Raw genomic sequence first — 18,085 nt, 5'->3', positions numbered from 1 at the left:
CGATCAGGGTTTTCTGACGATCAGGGTTCTTGCGCCGGGGCGACCACGTTGAAGGTGATCGGGAACGACTCGCGCTCCCCGATCTTGCCGATCGCCGAGTAGGAACCGGCGGGCACCTGCGTCCGCGGACGCTCACAGCCGGGGCTGCTGGTGGTACCCGACCAGGTGATCGTGTCCTTGACCTGCTGTGCGGGCTTGAGGACGACGTTGTTCACGGTTTCGATCGGCGAACAGTCACGCGCCGACCACAGGGTGCGCGACCCGTCGAGCGTCCGCACGATCACGTTCTGAGCGGCCTTGCCCACATCGCGTGTGCAGTCGGACAGACCGGCGTTCGTGGTGACGATCGTGAAGACCGGCTGCTGGCCGATCGTGTACGTCGGCTTGTCGGTGTAGAGGACCACCGAGATCGCCTGGTCCGGGCAGAGGTTGGGGCCGGCGGGGCCACCGGGGACTCCTGCGGGGCTCGCCGATTCCGGAGGTGAGGACGCCGACGCGGACGCACCACCCGGGGCTCCGGCACCGGCAGCATTGCCGCCCGGAGCGCCACCGGCGCCGGCGTCTCCGGCGGCGGGCGGTTCGGACGACGGCGGCGCCGACTCCGAGGACGGAGCCGCACTGCTGGGAACGGATGAGGTGGCCGCGGTGTTCTGCGGCGCGTCACCACCCGACGTCATCCACACGATGAGAGCCACGACCAACCCCACGACGACCAGTGCAGCACCCCCGGCGACAACGCGTCGTCGCCAGTAGATCTCGGGGGGCAGCGGGCCCTGGGGTTCGATCACGACCACAACGCTAACGGCCGGATCTTGACTTCCGGTTGATCACGTGCGGCGTGTCGCGGCCGAAAAACAGTCCCCAACAGGCAAAGTCTAGAGTTCGCCTTCAGGTTCCGGGTCGTCCGGAGCGATTCAGGCGGTCTCCGCCACCACGTGGGCCTGCGGCTGCTCGCCGATGTCGCCGTACACGCCCTGCAGGCTCACCCGGCCCTCGCTCAGCTTGTAGGTCAGGCCGACGATCGCGAGTCTCCCGGTGCTGATGCGGTCGGCGATGATCCGGCTGCGCTGCATGAGCAGGCGCCCGGTCTCGACGACGTGGCGGGCCTCGAACTCGTCGACCCGGGTGAGGCCCTCGCTGCGTCCGGCGAGAATGCTCGGGGTGACTCGTTCGACGACGTCGCGGATGTAGCCGCCGGGGATCTGCAGATCGTCGAGGGCGTCGAGGGTCGCCTTCACCGCGCCGCAGCTGTCATGGCCGAGAAGCACGATCAGCGGCACGTCGAGGACCTCGACCGCGTACTCGAGCGAACCCATGACCGCGGAGTCGATGACGTGGCCGGCCGTGCGGACCACGAACATGTCGCCGAGACCCTGATCGAAGATGATCTCGGCGGCCAGACGGGAATCGGCGCAGCCGAAGAGGACTACATGCGGGTGCTGCCCGTCGGCGAGCCGCGCCCGATCCTCGATACCCTGGCTCGGATGTTGAGATTCTCCGGCCACAAATCGGTCGTTTCCGTTGCGCAGGACGCGCCAGGCTTCGCGGGGTGTCTTTCCGATCATGACCAATAGTGTGCCACCGGAGCGATTGATCGGTTGGTTCGGCACCCATGAGCGCGACCTGCCGTGGCGGGACCCGGCATGTACCGGATGGCAGATCCTCGTCAGCGAGATCATGCTGCAACAGACCCCGGTCTCCCGGGTGTTGGAGCCGTGGCGGATGTGGGTCGAGCGCTGGCCGGTGCCGTCGGCGATGGCCGTCGAGCCTGCCGGTGAGGTCCTACGTGCCTGGGGCAAGCTCGGGTACCCCCGGCGCGCCCTGCGCCTCCACGAGTGCTCCAAGGTCCTCGCACGTGATCACGGCGACCGAGTGCCCGACGACGTCGAGACGATGCTCACGCTGCCCGGCATCGGCGACTACACCGCGCGGGCGGTCGCGTGCTTCGCCTACGGCCGGGCGGTACCCGTCGTCGACACCAACGTCCGCCGCGTCATCGCGCGCGCGGTGCACGGTCGCGAGCAGCCCGGTAACCCGTCACGCCGCGACCTCGACGACGCCGAGGCGCTGCTCCCCCGGTCCGGCGCGCCGCGGTTCTCGGCGGCCCTGATGGAACTGGGCGCACTGGTGTGCACGGCACGAAACCCCAAGTGCGACAACTGCCCTCTCGTCGACTGCACCTGGGTCCGGCGCGGCCGTCCCGCGCACACCGGCCCACCGCGGAAGGCCCAGAAGTTCGCCGGCACCGACCGGCAGGTCCGCGGCCTGCTGCTCGACGTCCTGCGCGGCACCACCGGTTCGGTGGACCGGGCGAAGCTCGACGTGGTGTGGACGAGCGACACCGCCCAGCGCGACCGTGCCCTCGACTCCCTGCTCGTCGACGGGCTCGTGGAGATCACCACCGACGGGCGCTACTGCCTTGCGGGCGAGGGCTGAAGCCGTCCGACCGACGGGCGACACCGCAGGTCATAATTCGTGCCAAGGTCGATGACCAGTCATTTGATCGTTCGGGCATAGTCTCCCGCTGGACCCGGATCGTTGCTAATGTCCCGATCCATGAGTCAGCCGCCGTATCCTCCTGTCCCGCCGTCGGACCCGAATCAGCCGGGTGGACAACCAGGGCAGCAGCCGCCCCAGTACGGGCAGCAGCCGCCTCCCCCACCCCAGTACGGTCAACAGCCCGGCTTCGGGCAGCAGCCACCCCAGTACGGCCAGCAGCCTGATCACGGACAGCCGCAGTACGGCCAGGCGCCGCCTCCGCCGCCCCCGGGTGCGCCGCAGTACGGGAGCGCGGGCGCGTACCCCGGCGCTCCCGGCGCCCCAGGCACCAAGGTCGATGTGGGCGAGGCGTTCTCCTGGGCCTTCAACAAGTTCAAGAACAACGTCGGCGCCATGATCCTGCCGGGTCTGGCGGTGTTCCTGCTGGGGGCCGCACTCATCGCGGTGGGTTTTTCGGCAGTCGCACTCTTCGGCACCACCGAAACAACCTATGACCGCTTCGGCAACGAATACACCGAGACGTCGCTGGGCTTCGGAGGCTCGATCCTCTTCGGCCTGGTGTACCTCGTCTTCATCGTGGGCCTGCTCTACATCCAGGCGAGCATCATCTCGGGCGCGGTCCGCGTCGCCAACGGCGAACCGGTGACGGCGAAGTCGTTCCTGACCCCGATCCGCTTCGGGCCGGTCGTCGGCACCGCGATCCTGGTCGGCATCATCACCGGAATCGGCTACGCCCTGTGCATCATCCCCGGCATCATCGCGATGTTCTTCCTGATGTTCTCGGTGGTCGCCACCATCGACAAGAGCCTCTCGCCGATCAACGCGATGAAGAACTCCTTCGAGCTGACGAAGTCGAAGGTCGGTGACTCGATCATCACCCTGCTGGTCACCTACGCCATCAACCTGGTCGGTGTCCTGGTCTGCTACGTCGGCCTGATCGTCGCCGCCCCGGTCGCCCAGTTGTTCCTGGTGCACTGCTGGCGTCGACTCAACGGCGCACCGATCGCACCCGCCGATCCCGCCTGATCCACAGTCCACCCATTCGGGGCGCGCACGAGACATCGTGTGCGCCCCGATCTATTCGGGGCAGGTGTCCAGCCCGGACAGAAAAGCCTCCACCGCACCGCGATACACGTGCGGCGCGTCGTCGTGGACGAGGTGCCCGGCCCCCTCGACCCGTAGATACTGCGCATGCTCGTTGACCTCGTACATGCGGCGCATCTGCCCGGGCGGGGTGACCGTGTACTCGGCTTCGATCACCAGCGACGGCACCGCGACCTCTTCCCACTCCGCCCAGAAGTCGCGAACGCCCCACTCGTCGGCGATCGCGCCCCACAACGGAATCCGGCCATGGAGTCGACCGTCGTCGAATGCCTCGTAGAAGTACCGGCCGGCCACCGGACCGAACATCGCGACCGCGTCGTCGACGGAATCGAAACGCTCGGGCCAGGACTCGAACCAGGGCGTCCAGTTGGTGGTGGTCCGACCGCGGAAGTCCGGTGCCATGTCCTCGACCACGAGCGCCGCCACGAGCTCCGGATAGGCGGCGGCGGTGCACCAGGCGTGCAGGGCCCCCATCGAGTGCCCGATGAGTACCGCCGGTCCGCGGTCGATCCAGGTGAGGATCTCGGCGAGGTCGGCGACGAACCGCTCGGTCGCGAGTTCTGTTGCGCTGTCCGGCTCCTCGACATCGGCGCCGGTGTGAAAGGCCGCGTCGTAGGTGAACACCCGGCCGTACCGGCGCAACCACGGCACCTGTCGCCGCCACGTGCGCCCACGCCCCATCAGCCCGTGCAGCAGGACGATCGGCCGCGTCGTCGTGCCGCCGTCGAGCGGACCGCGGGCGTCGTCGACGATCACCGGACCCCCGTGGTCACGGAACCCGATCTCGCCGATCGCGTGGCTGTCGAACATGGCCGAAACTGTAGCCGCAGGACCCGTGCCTCGAGCCCGGCAACACCGTCACGACCGCACTCGCAACGCCTATGGTGGACGCATGGCTGTTGTGAAGATCAATGCAATCACCGTTCCCGAGGGCGCCGGACCCGAACTGGAGAAGCGGTTCGCCAACCGCGCCCACTCGGTCGACGGTTCCAAGGGATTCCTCGGGTTCCAGCTCCTGCGTCCGGTGAAGGGCGACGACCGCTACTTCGTCGTGACGCAGTGGGAGTCCGAAGAGGACTTCCAGGCGTGGGCATCCGGCCCGGCACGCGAAGCGCACGCCGGAGAGCGGGCCAAGCCGGTCGCCTCGGGTGCCGATCTGCTCGAGTTCGAGGTCGTCCTCGACGCGCGCCCCAGGGCCTGACGGAGCAGCCCTGAGTTCGTCGATCCCCGCCGGCGAGCAGTTCGTCTCGCCGATGTTCCCGCTCGGCACCGCCCTGCTGCCGGGTGGCGAGTTGCCGCTGCGTGTCTTCGAACCGCGCTACCGGCAGATGGTCGGCGACCACATCGAGGAGTCCGACGGACGATCGACCGTGCGCTTCGGCGTCGTGTTGATCGCCCGCGGCTCCGAGGTCGGCGGCGGCGAGGTGCGATGCGAGGTCGGCACGATGACACTCGCCGACGTCACCGATCGATTCCCGGACGGTCGGGCGCTGTTGTCCGGCACCGGCACTCATCGCTTCCGGATCGTCGAATGGCTTCCCGACGATCCGTATCCCCTCGCCCGCATCGAGGTGCTCTCCGAACCGGCCCCTTCCGAGGTCGACCTCGAGCGGTTGCACTCGATCGACCAGCGCCTCCGCGTCATCATGCGGCAGACTCTCGAGGCCGCCGGCAAGGACGTCGACACGATCTTCGCCGCACTCGACATCATCGACGCCGATCCCGCGATGGCAGACATCTCGCCCCTCTACCGCTGGGCCAACCGACTCCAGGTCGAGCCCCACGATCAGCAACGCCTCCTCGAGGCCGCCGACCCGTCCGGACAGCTCGATGTACTCGACGACGTCATGGAAGGACTGGAGGCCCGCGCGGCGTTCGGGCGGGGCTGATTCGCGCCACCCCTGGCGGCGAAGTTAGAACGTGTTCTAGTATTGCGTGTGCCGTAGTTCACACTTGCCCGCGTGCGGAGAGAAATCCGCCGCTGACCGGCAAGGACCCGTCCTCCTGAGGAGCACACGCGTAATGACCGAGACCGTGGAGTCCCACACCGCAACAGTCACCGGCGGCGGGGATCAACCCCAGTTGCTCATCGGCGGCCGATGGGTCGACCCCCATTCCAGTGAGACCCTCGAGGTCTTCTCCCCCGCCACCGGGGAGCGTGTCGGGTCCGTGCCGCACGCCGACGCCACCGACGTCGACACCGCCGTCGGGGCGGCCCGCGCGGCCTTCGACTCCGGCGTCTGGAGTTCGACGCCCCCGGCTCAGCGCGCCGACATCATCGCCAAGGTCGCCGACCTCATCGACGAGCGCGGCGACGAGATCACCGCGCTGGTCTCGGCCGAGATGGGCGCCCCGCCGAGTGCGATCGCCACCCTGCAGCAGCTGCCCGGCACTGGTGTCCTGCGCGCCTACGCCAACGCCGCCCGCGACTACCAGTGGGAGGAGTACCGGACCGGCCTGTTCGGCACCACCCGCATCACCCGCGAGCCGGTCGGCGTCGTCGGCGCGATCTGCGCCTGGAACGTTCCGCTGTTCATCACCTGCAACAAGATGGGCGCGGCCCTCGCCGCCGGCTGCTCGGTGGTCCTCAAGCCCGCCCCGGAGACCCCGCTCACCGGTAACTACGTGGCCCAGCTGTTCATCGAGGCCGGCGTGCCCGCCGAGGCGATCTCGGTGGTCACCGGCGGCACCGAGACCGGCCAGGCCCTCGTCGCCCATCCCGACGTCGACAAGATCACCTTCACCGGTTCGACCGCCGCGGGCAAGGCCATCGGCGCCGCCTGCGCCGAGACCCTGAAGCGCTGCTCGCTCGAGCTGGGCGGCAAGTCGGCGGCGATCGTCCTCGACGACGTCGACATCGCCGCGAACGCCTTCATGCTGACGTTCCTCGGCCTGTTCAACACCGGCCAGGCCTGCGTCGCGCAGACCCGAATCCTGGTGCCGCGCAGCCGCCAGGACGAGATCGTCGCGGCGATGGTCGAGGCGGCGAAGGCCATGAAGGTCGGCCTGCCGTCGGATCCGGAGGCCCAGCTCGGGCCGCTGATCACCGAAAAGCAGCGCCAGAAGGTCGAGGAGTACATCGAACTCGGCAAGAAGGCCGGTGCCACACCGGTTCTCGAGAGCGAACGTCCCGCCGGTCTCGACTCGGGCCACTTCCTCACCCCGACCATCTTCACCGGCGTCACCAACGACATGGCCATCGCCCAGGAGGAGATCTTCGGCCCCGTCCTGTCGGTCATCGCCTACGACGACGTCGACGAGGCCATCGCCATCGCCAACGACTCCGACTACGGACTCGCCGGCACGGTGTGGACCAACGACGTCGAGCGCGGCATCGAGATCTCCACCAAGATCCGCACGGGCACCTTCGGGATCAACTGGTACGCAATCGATCCCGAGTCCCCCTTCGGCGGCTACAAGAACTCCGGCATCGGCCGCGAGAACGGCCGCGAAGGCCTGGAGTCCTTCCTCGAGCACAAGTCGACGATGCTGCCGATGGGCTACGAGGTCTCCAGCAACTAGACCCTCACCTCTCACAGGGGGAAGTACCGGGGCCGGACGCCAGGCGTCCGGCCCCGATTCCGTTGTCCCACTGCTGCCTGAGGTGCGAGGAGCGATGGGGTACCCCCGTCAGTGGGCGGCGACCGGCGCCAGTTCCACCACCCGCGCGTCGCCGACGTCCGCGGGGAGCTGGTGGGTCACGACCACGACGATGCGATCGGGTCCGAAGAGGTCGTCCTCGACGCCGAGGAGGCGTCTAAGCAGGCCGGCGGCATCGTCGGCGGAGAGGTGTTCGGTCGGTTCGTCGAGCAGGACCATCGGTGCCGGGTGGAGTAGTGCACGAGCGAGGAGCAGGCGTCGGCGCTCGCCGCCGCTGACGGCGTCGGCACCGCCGGTCAGGGTGGTGTCCAGACCGTCGGGAAGCCTTGCGGCCCAACCGTCGAGGCCGACGGTCGTCAGGGCCGCGAGGATCTCCTCGTCGGTGGCGTCACCGCGCGCGACGCGCATGTTCTCGCGGACCGATGTCGAGAAGAGATGTGCCTCCTCGGCGAAGTAGCAACCGGCCGAACGGAGTTCGACGGGCCCACGGCTCGACGTGTCGACACAGGTGATGTCCCCGTCGACGGGATCGAGCAGGCCGGCGAGGGTGAGCAGCAGCGTGGACTTGCCGACTCCGCTGGGTCCGACGACCGCCAGCCTCGATCCCGGCCGCAGGTCGAGGTCGAGGCCGTCCTCGGGTCCGAGGACGTTCCGTTCCGCGCGCCCCCATCGCAGTCCGTCGGTCGACACCTCGACCATCCCACGGTGGACCGCCACATCCGCACCGGACGGCCCGGTGCCGTCGGCGGCGTGCGCACCGTCGACGAGAGCCATGACCCGAGCGGCGCTCTGGCGACTGCGCTCGATCTGCAATCCGGCCTCGGTCAGCGGCGCGGTCGACTCGAAGGCCGACAGCGGCAGGAGGACCAGCACGCCGAGGATCATCGGGGTGAGCCCCTCGCCGGAGGCGATCCCGGCGAGGGAACCGGTTGTCTGCGATGCCAACTGGATGGCGATCACACATGCCGCGACGAGTGACGCACCCATCGCGAGTGGGGTGGCCGCAGCGGCTGCCGCCTCCAGCCGACGCCCCCGATCGGTGGCCGCGAGATGCCGGCGGTCGGCGTCTGCAGCGGTCTCGAGCAGCTCTCCACGCCGACGCGCGACGACGAGTTCGGAGGCGTGCCCCAGTGTGGTCGTCGTCGCCTCGGCGGATTCGGTGGCCGCGCGCGACCCGTCCCGGAGGGTGGAGGCGCCACCGCGCGCCGCGAGCCACGGGGCGACGCCACCGCTGATGACGAGCGCGACGGCGAGCACTGCGGCGGCGGGCAGCGAGACCAGTGCCATCACGACGACCGCGGCCACGGCCGTCGTCACCCCGACGCCGATGGGGATGAGTCCGCGGATGAGCGCGTTGCCGATCTCGTCGATGTCATCGCCCGTGCGGGTCAACAGATCTCCGCGCCGGAGAGTGACCGAGTAGGCGGGCGAACCGGTCGCGAGGGCCGTGTACACCCGTTCGCGGGCGGTCGTCATCGCACGCAGGGCGAGATCATGGGTGGCGAGCCGTTCGAGGTAGCGGAACAGGCCGCGCGAGATGCCGAGTGCCCGAACGGCGGTGATCGCCACCGACAGGTACAGCACCGGCGGCATCTGCCACGCGCGGGTGATCAGCCACGCGGACAGCGCCGCGAGGCCGAGCGCCGACAGCGAACCGCCGACGCCGAGCAGCAGGGCCTTGGCGACCGCGCCACGGCGCAGGCCGAGGAATCCGAGCGCCCGGATCAGTGGGTCGTCGCGCATGGCACACCTCCGTCGAATTCGACGACCTGATCGGCGAATTCACGCGCGATCCCCCGATGGGCCACCACGATGACCGTGTCACCGGCGCGTGCGCGCTCGCGGAGCGCGGTGAGCACCGCACGTTCGGAGTCCTCGTCGAGGTGGGCGGTCGGCTCGTCGAGGAGCAGCAGCGGAGCCGGGGATGCAAGCACTCGTGTCAGCGCGAGTCGCTGGCGCTGGCCGGCGGACAGTCCGACGCCGCCCGCGCCGAGCCGGGTGTCGAGACGGTTCGGCAGCTCGAGCACCACGGAGTCGAATCCACTGGCCGTCGCGGCCCGGTCGGCGGCGTCGCGGTCGAGGGCGCCGAACAGTTCCACGTTCTCGCCGACCGTGCCCGGCACGACGACCGGTTGCTGCGGCAGCCAGGCGATCTGTTCGTACAGGGACTCGGGATCGGCATGGGTGACCGGGATGGACCCGATGAGCACCGACCCGTCGTCCGGTGTCACCAAACCCATGATGGCGGCCAGGGTCGTGGATTTCCCCGACCCGTTCGGGCCGGTGAAGAGCGTGAGCGAGCCGGGCGCGATGGTCGCGCGCAGGGACTCCGGCGCCCAGCCGTCACGACCGTGCACCCCGAGGTCGAGGATGGTGATCGGCGCGCCCGCAACGGTGATGCCCCGGCCACCGCTGACCGGCATCGGCGCCGCGTCCTCGGGAGAGTCGATCAGCTCGAAGACCTCCCCGGCGGCGGTGACGCCGTCGGCGGAGTTGTGGAACTGTGCGCCGACGCGTCGGAGAGGCAGATACGCCTCGGGCGCCAGGATCAACGCGAAAACACCTGCGTAGAGCGACATCTCGCCGAACACCAGGCGCAGACCGATGCCCACGGCGACCAGTGCGACGCACAGGGTGGCGAGCAGCTCGAGGACGGCCCCGGACAGGAACGCCACCCGTAGCGAACTCATCGTGGAACGCCGGTGTGCCTCACCGAGTTCGGCCACCTGGGCGGCCGGGGCCTCGGCCCGGTTCAGTGCCCGCAGCGTCGGCAGGCCGGCGATCAGATCCAGCAGCTGCGCGGTCAGCCTGCTCATCGTCGCCAGCTTGCGGCTGGTGCGATCCCGGGTCATGAGCCCGACCAGGACCATGAAGATCGGGATGAGCGGCAACGTGATCAGGATGATCAGCGCCGACGGCCAGTCGGCGAAGGCGATCACCACGGTCACCGTAGGCGTGAGGATCACCGCGGCCACGAGCGCCGGCAGGTATCCGGACAGATACGGCCCGAGCGCGTCGAGTCCCCGCAACAGCACGGTCGCCGCATGCTCACGCAGCGTCAGCAGCGTTCGCGGTGCGGTCCGACGCGGATCGGTGAGCACATCGAGTGCCTCGGCCCGCAATTCCGCGATCGCCTGTTCGGCCGCGCGGTGCGCATATCGGTCGTGCCCATAAGCCATCGCGGCACGGGCCGCCATCGCGACCGCGAGGACGACCAGGTGCACCCACTGCGCGTCGAAGGACCGCTCCTCCGGGAAGACGATCAGCTCCGACAGGATCGAGGCGGCCGTACCCGCGGCCACGATGATCGCGATCACCTGCGCGACGGCGAACGCCGCGGTGACCGCGACGTAGCGCCGGGTCGTCGGTGAATACCGCAGCAGGCGCGGATCGACCGGCGGCCGGGCCGCACCCCGCCGCGTGGCCGCCGACCGTTCCAGCGGCGTCACTCGCCGAAGGCGCGCAGGGATCGCAGCCCCGCCGGCTTGGGCATGATCTCCACGGACAGGCGCTTGCGGAACACCCAATAGGTCCAGGCCTGGTAGGCGATCACGACGGGTGTGACCAGAACGGCGGCCCAGGTCATGACGACGAGGGTGTAGTGACTCGACGAGGTGTTGTCGATGGTGAGGTCATACGCCGGATTGATCGTCGACGGCAGCACGTCGGGGTACAGCGACCCGAACAGGGCCGCCACGGTGCCCACGATGGCGATCGAGGTCGCGGCGAACGCCAGGCCCTCCTTGCGCACCTGGGTGGCACCCACCATCACCAGGGCGGCGACCGCGGCGGTCAGCACCGGAATCCAGGTCCACGCACTGCCGTAGGCGAACTGCGTCCACAACAGGAACGCCCCCGCGACGACCAGCGCCGGGATCGACAGCCGCGATGCGTAGCGCATCGAGTCCTCGCGAAGCGCGCCGTCGGTCTTCAACGACAAGAAGACGGCGCCGTGGGTCAGGAAGGCCAGCAACGTGGTCAGCCCGCCCAACAGCGCATACGGGTTGAACAGGTCGAAGAATCCGCCCGTGTACTGCGCGTCGGCGTCGATCGGCAGACCGCGTACGACATTGGCAAAGGCGATGCCCCACACGATGGCCGGAATCCAGGAGCCGAGTCCGATCCCGACGTCGCACCACATCCGCCATCGCGGGTTGTCGATCTTGCCGCGCCACTCGATGGCGCAGACCCGCGTGATGAGGCCGATCAGGATCAGGAACAGCGCGAAGTAGAAGGCGGAGAACATGGTTGCATACCAGCCGCCGAAGGCGGCGAACAACGCTCCACCCGCGGTGATCAACCACACCTCGTTGCCGTCCCAGACCGGTCCGATCGTGTTGAGCAGCACCCGCCGACGGGTATCGGGGTCGGCGGCCGGCTCATCGGACGCCACCCGTGCATCGCCGCCGGTGTGGCTGCGGCCGAGGAAGGGCATCAGCATCCCGACGCCGTAGTCGAACCCCTCGAGGACGAAGTAGCCGACGAACAGCACCGCGATGATCAGGAACCAGACTTCCGGAAGTCCCACTGGTCTCTCCTATGGTTGGGTCGGCCGTCAGTACGCGAACGAGAGCTGTTTGGGCTCACCGCTGTCCGCGTCGGGGTCGGAATGTCCCGGCGGTCTGGAGTCATAGGTCGCCGGCCCCTCGATGACATATCGCCGCTGGAGCATGAACCACACGACACCCAGCGCGCCGTAGAGCAGGGTGAAGCCGATCAGCGTCACCCACACCGTCGCCGCCGAGTGGTTCGAAACCCCGTTCTGGACGAGCATGTTGATCCGCATCGGGTCGAGGTCGTTCTCCCAGTTGGGCGCAACGACCCACGGCTGACGTCCCATCTCGGTGAAGATCCAGCCAGAGCTGTTGGCCAGGAACGGTGTCGGGATCATCCACAGCGCGAGAGTGCCGAACTTGCGGGATTCGACGACTCGCTTGCGACGCGTGAGCCAGAGTCCCCCGAGCGCCACCACGACCGACCCGAGAGCCCAGGTGATCATCGCCCGGAAACTCCAGTAGGTGACGAACAGGTTCGGGGCGAAGTTCTGCCCTGCGGGCACACCTGGTTGTCCCGCGAGCGCCTCGGTGTACTGCTGCTGCAGTTCCTCGACGCCCTGCAGGGTGCTGTCGAAACTGTGGTCGGCCAGGAACGAGAGCATCTTCGGGATCTCGATGACGTGCTCGATGTTGTCGCAGTTGTTCTGCCGCCCGATGGCCAGCACGGAGAATCCGGCGCCGGTCTGGGTCTCGCACAGAGATTCCGCCGCAGCCATTTTCATCGGTTGCTGGTTGAACATGATCTGCGACTGGATGTCGCCGGTGATGAACAACCCCACACCGGAGGCGATCACGATCCAGAGAGCCAACCGGGTGACCGGCCGCCAGAAGCGTCGGGCGTCGAGCTCGAGATCCTCGGGGGTGGCGTCGATGTGGCTCGGCGAGGTCGTCTTGGGCATTTCCGAGGTGTCACCGGTGTCGATGGCCACACGGAGTTTCTTGGCGCGCCACATGTTCCGGGCCATCCACCAACAACCGATGGCGGCGACGAAGGTGCCTGCGGTGAGGAAGGCACCGGCGATCACGTGCGGGAACGCCGCCAGTGTCGTGCTGTTCGTGATCACCGCCCAGAAGTCGTTCATCCTCGGCCGGTCTCGCGTGTCGTCCCACACCACGCCCACCGGGTGTTGCATCCACGAGTTCGCCGCGATGATGAAGTACGCCGAGGCGATGACGCCTATCGAGGCGAGCCAGATGCACGCCAGGTGCACCCTGCGCGGCAGCCGATCCCAGCCGAAGATCCAGAGTCCGATGAAGGTGGACTCGAGGAAGAACGCAACGAGCCCTTCCATCGCGAGCGGGGCGCCGAACACGTCCGCGACGAATCGGCTGTACTCGCTCCAGTTCATGCCGAACTGGAACTCCTGGACGATGCCGGTCGCGACACCCAACGCGAAGTTGATCAGGAAGAGTTTGCCGAAGAACTTCGTCGCGCGCAGCCACTGCTCGTTGCCGGTGACGTGCCACACCGTCTGCATCACCGCGATCATCGGTGCGAGACCGATGGTCAGCGGCACCAGGATGAAGTGATAGACGGTCGTGATACCGAATTGCCATCTGGAGACGTCCAGAGCGTCCATGTATGCCTCGAATCAGGTCACCGGCTGAGCCGGCGGGTGCCGACGTCGCCTACTACTTTTAGTAGTAGGCCCTGGGCGCGACGTTACGCCTGGTCACCGACCCTGTTCAAGCGCCAAAAGTCCCATCACTGCACTGTCGCTGGTGCATTCGCTCTCACCCGCGAACAGGTGTGACGCGGGCCCGGGATCATGTGTGAGTGACCGGGATCAATTGTCTTCCGCGGCGATGGCTCGGTCCACCAAATCGGAAAACCGGTCGGCGTCGGCCGGCACCGGCATCACGTACCGGTTGAGATGGGTGACCCGGGCCGCGAGCGTCACGCTGCTGACGAGCCAGACCGAGTCGGCCGCCACGAGATCCTCCGGGCGCAGGATCTCGACCTTGGTCTTCCAGCCCTCCGCATCGGCGAGATCGAAGACGGCCTGGGCAGTCGTCGAGGCGAGGATGCCGATCTCCGTCGGCGGGGTGACCAGCGAGTCCCCGTACACCGCGACCACCGTCGATCGCGGCCCCTCGAGCACCGCCCCCTCGCTGCTGACGAAGATGACGTCGTCGTAGCCCTCGGATGCGGCGTGCCGGAGCGCGGCCATGTTGGTCGCATAGCTCAGCGTCTTCGCCCCGAGCAGCTGCCATGGCGCCCTGGCGGCCAGGTCGATGGAGAAGCCGCGATCGAGGGTGACCACCGAGACACCGTCGGCGCGCGCCGAGGCGACGCGTTCGGGCACCCGCTCCACGGTCAGGTAGGCCGTCGGGGCGTACCCGTGTTCGCGCCCACGGGTGTAGACCAGACGCAGCAACGCCTCGTCCGACGTCCCGTGCTCGGCAGTCCACAGCTTGACCGCGTTCTCGACCGCCGCGCGCCACTCGTCGGGGTCCGGTGCCGGCAGCTCCATCGCGGTCGCGCTACGGGCGAGGCGCTCGAGGTGCAGGCGCACCCCACGCGCCCGGCCGGCACGGACGAGCAGGGTCTCGAAGACGCCGTCGCCGCGCACCGCCGCGAGGTCGTCGGCGTGCAGGAACGGTGCATCGGCATCGTGTTGGGTGCCGTCGAGGGTGAGCAGGATCGAATCCGACATGGATAAGAGGCTCCCACGACCGCCCGGCCCCGGCTCCACACCCCTGGTGCGCGAGCGACCCGTAGAATCGACCCGTGAGCCGTTCACCCATCCTGACCAGGCATTCCGAGGGCGGGGCGGTCCCCGGCCCCGGCGAGTTCCACTCATCGGAGACCCCGTGGCACTTCGGTGATCCACTCGGGGAACAGAGAGCCGCCGCCACCGGGGTCATCGTCGTCGACCGCTCCGACCGCGCCGTCGTCGAGATCCCCGGCGAGGAACGCCTGAGCTGGCTGCACACCATCTCGAGCCAGCACGTCGCCGCACTCCCCGACCGCCGGAGCGCGGAGAATCTGTCTCTCGACGCCAACGGCCGCGTCGAGGAACACTTCGTCCTGACCGACATCGACGGCGTCACCTGGGTCGACACCGAGGGCGTACGCGGCGAGGCCCTCGCCGGGTTCCTCGCCAAGATGGTGTTCTGGGCCAAGGCGCAGCCGGCCCCGCGAACAGACATGAAGGTACTCACCCTCGTCGGTCCCGGCGCGGTGACCGGACCGGTCGTCGAGCTGCTCGAGATCCCCGCCGACGCGGACGTCTACCAGGCGGGCAACCTGCCGGAGACGCATCACGAGGACGAGCCGCTGGGATTCTGGCGACGGATGCCACCCCTCGGCGAGAACCGCGACCTGCCGGTCGTCGACCTCGTCCTGCCCGAGTTCGTCCTGCTGCGCTGGTGGGACGCACTCGTCGAGGCCGGCGCCCGGATGGCGGGCAGCTGGGCGTACGACGCGCTGCGCGTCGCCGCCCGCCGCCCCCGGCTGGGTGCCGACACCGACGAACGGACGATCCCGCACGAGGTCGACTGGATCGGTGGTCCGGCCGAGCAGGGCGCCGTCCATCTGGACAAGGGCTGCTACCGCGGCCAGGAGACGGTCGCCCGTGTCCACAACCTCGGCAAGTCGCCGCGACGCCTGGTACTTCTGCATCTCGACGGCAGCTCGGATCAGCGTCCGACGACCGGCGACCCGGTCACCGCGGGTGGCCGCACCGTCGGCCGTCTCGGCACCGTCATCGACCACTACGAGTGGGGCCCCATCGCGCTCGCGCTCGTCAAACGCAACGTCGGTGCGGACGTCGAACTGACGATCGGCGCCGAGGAACCGTTGAGCGCGCGCATCGATCCGGACTCCGTCCGCGAGGACGATCATGTCCAGGCCGGTCGCGCCGCCGTCGAGCGGCTGCGCAGCGGCTCGGCCACCCCGGGCACCTGACGCGTGGACACCGGAACCGTGCTGGCCGTCTGCGCGGCCGGCCATGACGTCGTCCTCGACAAGATCGGCCCGTCCGCGATCGACAAGCGCCCTCTGGCCGGCCGCGCCGACGTGCACGAGCTCGGACTGGCCGCCGATCACCAGCGCAACCGCAGGCATCACGGCGGCGTCGATCAGGCGGTGTACGCCTACGCCGAACCCGACGCACGACGCTGGTCCGAGGAACTCGGACGTGAGCTTCCTTACGGCTGGTTCGGCGAGAACCTCCGGATAGACGGGATCGACGTCACCGACGCCTTCGTGGGTGAGCGGTGGCAGGTCGGTGACGACGGACTCCTCCTCGAGACCACCATCCCTCGTGTACCGTGCCGGACCTTCGCGGTGTGGGCGGATGAGCCCAGGTGGGTTAAGAGGTTCATGGACCAGGCCGATTTCGGCGCCTACCTGCGCGTTCTGCAGCCCGGTACGGTGGCCGCGGGCGATTCGGTGACAGTGATCCACCGTCCCGATCACGGTGTGCGGGTCCGGCAACTGCTCGTCGACGCCGACCCCGAGTCGATCGCCACGCTGCTCGCCGCCGACGATCTGCCGGTCAAGGTCCGACGCGAGGCGCAGCGAATTATGAGCAAGGTGAAGAGATCGGGCGGCGCGGCGAGGCAGGGCGCGGCACACAAGTCCTGAAGGCGCGCTAGACTGGTCAGCACGACAGAATTACTTCAAGAGAACGGGGCCGCCAAATCGTTGGCCGCCCCGTCATTTTGCGAGGGGGTCCCGTATGGGCCGCGGCCGGGCAAAGGCAAAGCAGACGAAGGTTGCTCGTCAGCTGAAGTACTCCACTCCGAACACCGATCTCGAAAGCCTGCAGCGTGAGCTGTCCGGGCAGACCAGCTCGGTAGATCGTCCGGATCCGGTGGATGAGTGGTTGGACGAGGACGAGTGGCGACGCGCCTGAGGCGCACCACTCGTGGGTGCCGGCCTCATCGGCGACACCAGATCTCACCCCGCCACGACCTCTCCGCTCAGCGGACCCGCGGTAACGCGGGTTGATGTTTTCGTAGGTATCAGACGGCCGCAGGTGACTGCGGCCGTCTGATGCGTGCGGAGTCGTTTCTCGACATCCAGCGGTGCTCGCCGCGGCGACAACCGGCGATGAGCATCGCTGCTCTGTGGTGTCCAGCGGTAGGGTGCGATCGACGCGTCTGACAACGAGAAAGCGGCGGGAACCCGAAGGTCCCCGCCGCTTTGGCGTCGGTGCGAGAGGCGCTGTGCGCCCGTGACTCTCAGAAGCGCGGGTGCTCGCCGACCAGGGAGACGCGCGAGCCTGCCTCGGTGCTCTTGGGGTCGGTGGACCGCTTGATCGTGCCGAGCACCCAGTTGTCGACGTGCCGGGCCGTCAGGACCGCCTGTGCGCGGTCGGTGTCCTCGGGTGCGACGACCGCGACCATGCCGACACCCATGTTGAAGGTGCGCTCCATCTCGAGCTGCTCGACGCGTCCGCGCTGCCCGATGAGGGCGAAGATCGGGGCCGGGGTCCAGGTGTTGCGTTCCAGCTCGGCCACGAGGCCCTGAGGGATGACGCGGGCCAGGTTCTCGGCCAGGCCGCCGCCGGTGATGTGCGCGAAGGTCCGCACGTCCGCCTCGGCGATGAGCGCCAGGCAGTCGCGGGCGTAGATGCGGGTCGGCTCGAGCAGTTCCTCGCCGAGCGAGCGGCCGAACTCCTCGACGTGGCCGAAGAGATCCATGTGGCCCCACTCGAGCAGCACCTTGCGGGCGAGCGAGTAGCCGTTGGAGTGCAGGCCCGACGATCCCATGGCGATGACGACGTCACCGGCACGGACACGGTCGGGGGTGAGGACCTTGTCGGCCTCCACGACACCGACGGCGGTGGCCGACAGGTCGTAGTGGTTGTCCTGCATGAGTCCGGGGTGTTCGGCGGTCTCGCCGCCGAGCAGCGCACATCCGGCCTCGACGCAGCCGTCGGCGATGCCGGCGACGATCTGGGCGACGGTCTCGGGGACGACCTTGCCGACGGCGATGTAGTCCTGCAGGAAGAGCGGCTCGGCGCCGCAGACGACGAGGTCGTCGACGCACATGGCGACGAGGTCGCGTCCGACGGTGTCGTGCTTGTCGATGGCCTGCGCGACGGCGAGCTTGGTTCCGACGCCGTCGCTGGCGGCGGCGAGGACCGGCTCGCGGTAGTTGCCCTTCAGCGCGAAGAGGCCCGAGAAGCCACCGAGCCCGCCGAGGACCTCGGGGCGCGAGGCACGTTTCGCGTGCGGGGTGATCAGCTCTACGGCTCGTTCACCGGCGTCGATGTCGACTCCGGCCGCCGCGTACGAGGCCGGCGGCGTAGCGCCCGTCGTCTCGTCGGCCGCCGCATCCCGCTCCGTCATCTCCGCAAGCACCCCTTGTCAAA

The 18,085-nt window shown here is 68.6% G+C and carries 17 protein-coding genes; 8 read left to right on the top strand and 9 right to left on the bottom strand.

Annotation, left to right across the window (positions count from 1 at the left end; all coding sequences use genetic code 11):
• Positions 1-20: 20 nt before the first annotated feature.
• Both GKZ92_RS04190 and GKZ92_RS04185 read right to left on the bottom strand, forming a co-directional pair.
• A complete protein-coding gene (locus GKZ92_RS04190) occupies positions 21-788 on the bottom strand; it encodes a hypothetical protein (protein ID WP_006358492.1) in 768 nt (255 codons plus the stop codon).
• Between the two features lie 126 nt (positions 789-914).
• Entirely contained in the window at positions 915-1,565 is a 651-nt protein-coding gene (locus tag GKZ92_RS04185) for a carbonic anhydrase (RefSeq protein ID WP_035751798.1), read from the bottom strand.
• On the opposite strand from GKZ92_RS04185, the gene GKZ92_RS04180 reads away from it, so the two are divergent.
• Positions 1,564-2,436 (top strand): A/G-specific adenine glycosylase, encoded by an 873-nt coding sequence (locus GKZ92_RS04180; RefSeq protein ID WP_035751799.1) that lies wholly within the window; start codon positions 1,564-1,566, stop codon positions 2,434-2,436. The two genes, GKZ92_RS04185 and GKZ92_RS04180, sit on opposite strands and share 2 nt — an antisense overlap.
• A gap of 120 nt (positions 2,437-2,556) precedes the next feature.
• Positions 2,557-3,525 carry an integral membrane protein gene (locus GKZ92_RS04175; protein WP_042376195.1) on the top strand — a complete coding sequence of 323 codons (969 nt, stop codon included), beginning with the start codon at positions 2,557-2,559 and terminating at the stop codon, positions 3,523-3,525.
• A 51-nt stretch (positions 3,526-3,576) separates the two neighbouring features.
• Here GKZ92_RS04175 and GKZ92_RS04170 read toward each other — a convergent pair whose 3' ends face one another.
• The gene (locus GKZ92_RS04170) at positions 3,577-4,413 is read right to left on the bottom strand and encodes an alpha/beta fold hydrolase (protein WP_155225014.1); all 837 of its coding nucleotides are present in this window, start codon (positions 4,411-4,413) and stop codon (positions 3,577-3,579) included.
• Between the two features lie 82 nt (positions 4,414-4,495).
• On the opposite strand from GKZ92_RS04170, the gene GKZ92_RS04165 reads away from it, so the two are divergent.
• The 3 genes from GKZ92_RS04165 to GKZ92_RS04155 all read left to right on the top strand — a co-directional run bounded on the left by GKZ92_RS04165 (position 4,496) and on the right by GKZ92_RS04155 (position 7,125).
• Positions 4,496-4,804 (top strand): antibiotic biosynthesis monooxygenase family protein, encoded by a 309-nt coding sequence (locus GKZ92_RS04165; RefSeq protein ID WP_006358487.1) that lies wholly within the window; start codon positions 4,496-4,498, stop codon positions 4,802-4,804.
• 52 nt (positions 4,805-4,856) lie between these two features.
• On the top strand, positions 4,857-5,492 hold the full coding sequence (locus tag GKZ92_RS04160; protein WP_035751805.1) for an LON peptidase substrate-binding domain-containing protein: 636 nt from the start codon (positions 4,857-4,859) through the stop codon (positions 5,490-5,492).
• 133 nt (positions 5,493-5,625) lie between these two features.
• The gene (locus GKZ92_RS04155) at positions 5,626-7,125 is read left to right on the top strand and encodes an aldehyde dehydrogenase (protein WP_035751807.1); all 1,500 of its coding nucleotides are present in this window, start codon (positions 5,626-5,628) and stop codon (positions 7,123-7,125) included.
• 108 nt (positions 7,126-7,233) lie between these two features.
• Here the strand turns inward: GKZ92_RS04155 and cydC are convergent, their stop codons facing one another.
• The 5 genes from cydC to GKZ92_RS04130 all read right to left on the bottom strand — a co-directional run bounded on the left by cydC (position 7,234) and on the right by GKZ92_RS04130 (position 14,416).
• The gene (gene cydC, locus GKZ92_RS04150; protein ID WP_155225013.1) at positions 7,234-8,946 is read right to left on the bottom strand and encodes a thiol reductant ABC exporter subunit CydC; all 1,713 of its coding nucleotides are present in this window, start codon (positions 8,944-8,946) and stop codon (positions 7,234-7,236) included.
• Positions 8,928-10,652: a thiol reductant ABC exporter subunit CydD gene (gene cydD, locus GKZ92_RS04145; RefSeq protein WP_051405860.1), complete on the bottom strand. Its 1,725-nt coding sequence runs from the start codon at positions 10,650-10,652 to the stop codon at positions 8,928-8,930. Before cydD ends, cydC begins: the two co-directional genes overlap by 19 nt.
• Positions 10,649-11,731, bottom strand: coding sequence for a cytochrome d ubiquinol oxidase subunit II (gene cydB / locus GKZ92_RS04140; protein WP_035751811.1), 1,083 nt, complete (start codon positions 11,729-11,731; stop codon positions 10,649-10,651). Before cydB ends, cydD begins: the two co-directional genes overlap by 4 nt.
• 27 nt (positions 11,732-11,758) lie before the next feature.
• Positions 11,759-13,339: a cytochrome ubiquinol oxidase subunit I gene (locus tag GKZ92_RS04135; RefSeq protein WP_035751813.1), complete on the bottom strand. Its 1,581-nt coding sequence runs from the start codon at positions 13,337-13,339 to the stop codon at positions 11,759-11,761.
• A gap of 207 nt (positions 13,340-13,546) precedes the next feature.
• Positions 13,547-14,416, bottom strand: a complete 870-nt coding sequence (locus GKZ92_RS04130; RefSeq protein WP_035751815.1) for an aminodeoxychorismate lyase — start codon at positions 14,414-14,416, stop codon at positions 13,547-13,549.
• Between the two features lie 74 nt (positions 14,417-14,490).
• Between GKZ92_RS04130 and ygfZ the strand changes: the two genes are divergently transcribed.
• From ygfZ to GKZ92_RS04115, 3 genes are all read left to right on the top strand, one after another.
• Positions 14,491-15,669: a CAF17-like 4Fe-4S cluster assembly/insertion protein YgfZ gene (ygfZ, locus tag GKZ92_RS04125; RefSeq protein WP_042376197.1), complete on the top strand. Its 1,179-nt coding sequence runs from the start codon at positions 14,491-14,493 to the stop codon at positions 15,667-15,669.
• A gap of 3 nt (positions 15,670-15,672) precedes the next feature.
• Positions 15,673-16,350: an MOSC domain-containing protein gene (locus GKZ92_RS04120; protein ID WP_035751818.1), complete on the top strand. Its 678-nt coding sequence runs from the start codon at positions 15,673-15,675 to the stop codon at positions 16,348-16,350.
• A 94-nt stretch (positions 16,351-16,444) separates the two neighbouring features.
• Positions 16,445-16,621, top strand: coding sequence for a DUF3073 domain-containing protein (locus tag GKZ92_RS04115; protein WP_005194294.1), 177 nt, complete (start codon positions 16,445-16,447; stop codon positions 16,619-16,621).
• A gap of 328 nt (positions 16,622-16,949) precedes the next feature.
• Here GKZ92_RS04115 and purM read toward each other — a convergent pair whose 3' ends face one another.
• On the bottom strand, positions 16,950-18,062 hold the full coding sequence (gene purM, locus GKZ92_RS04110; RefSeq protein ID WP_035751819.1) for a phosphoribosylformylglycinamidine cyclo-ligase: 1,113 nt from the start codon (positions 18,060-18,062) through the stop codon (positions 16,950-16,952).
• Between the last annotated feature and the right edge of the window lie 23 nt (positions 18,063-18,085).

Origin of the sequence: Gordonia sp. 135 (assembly GCF_009720185.1) — a bacterium.
Classification (GTDB): Bacteria; Actinomycetota; Actinomycetes; order Mycobacteriales; family Mycobacteriaceae; genus Gordonia; species Gordonia alkanivorans.
The sequence above is the reverse complement of the archived record's forward strand: the minus strand, read 5'-3'. Positions and strand labels throughout refer to the sequence as shown.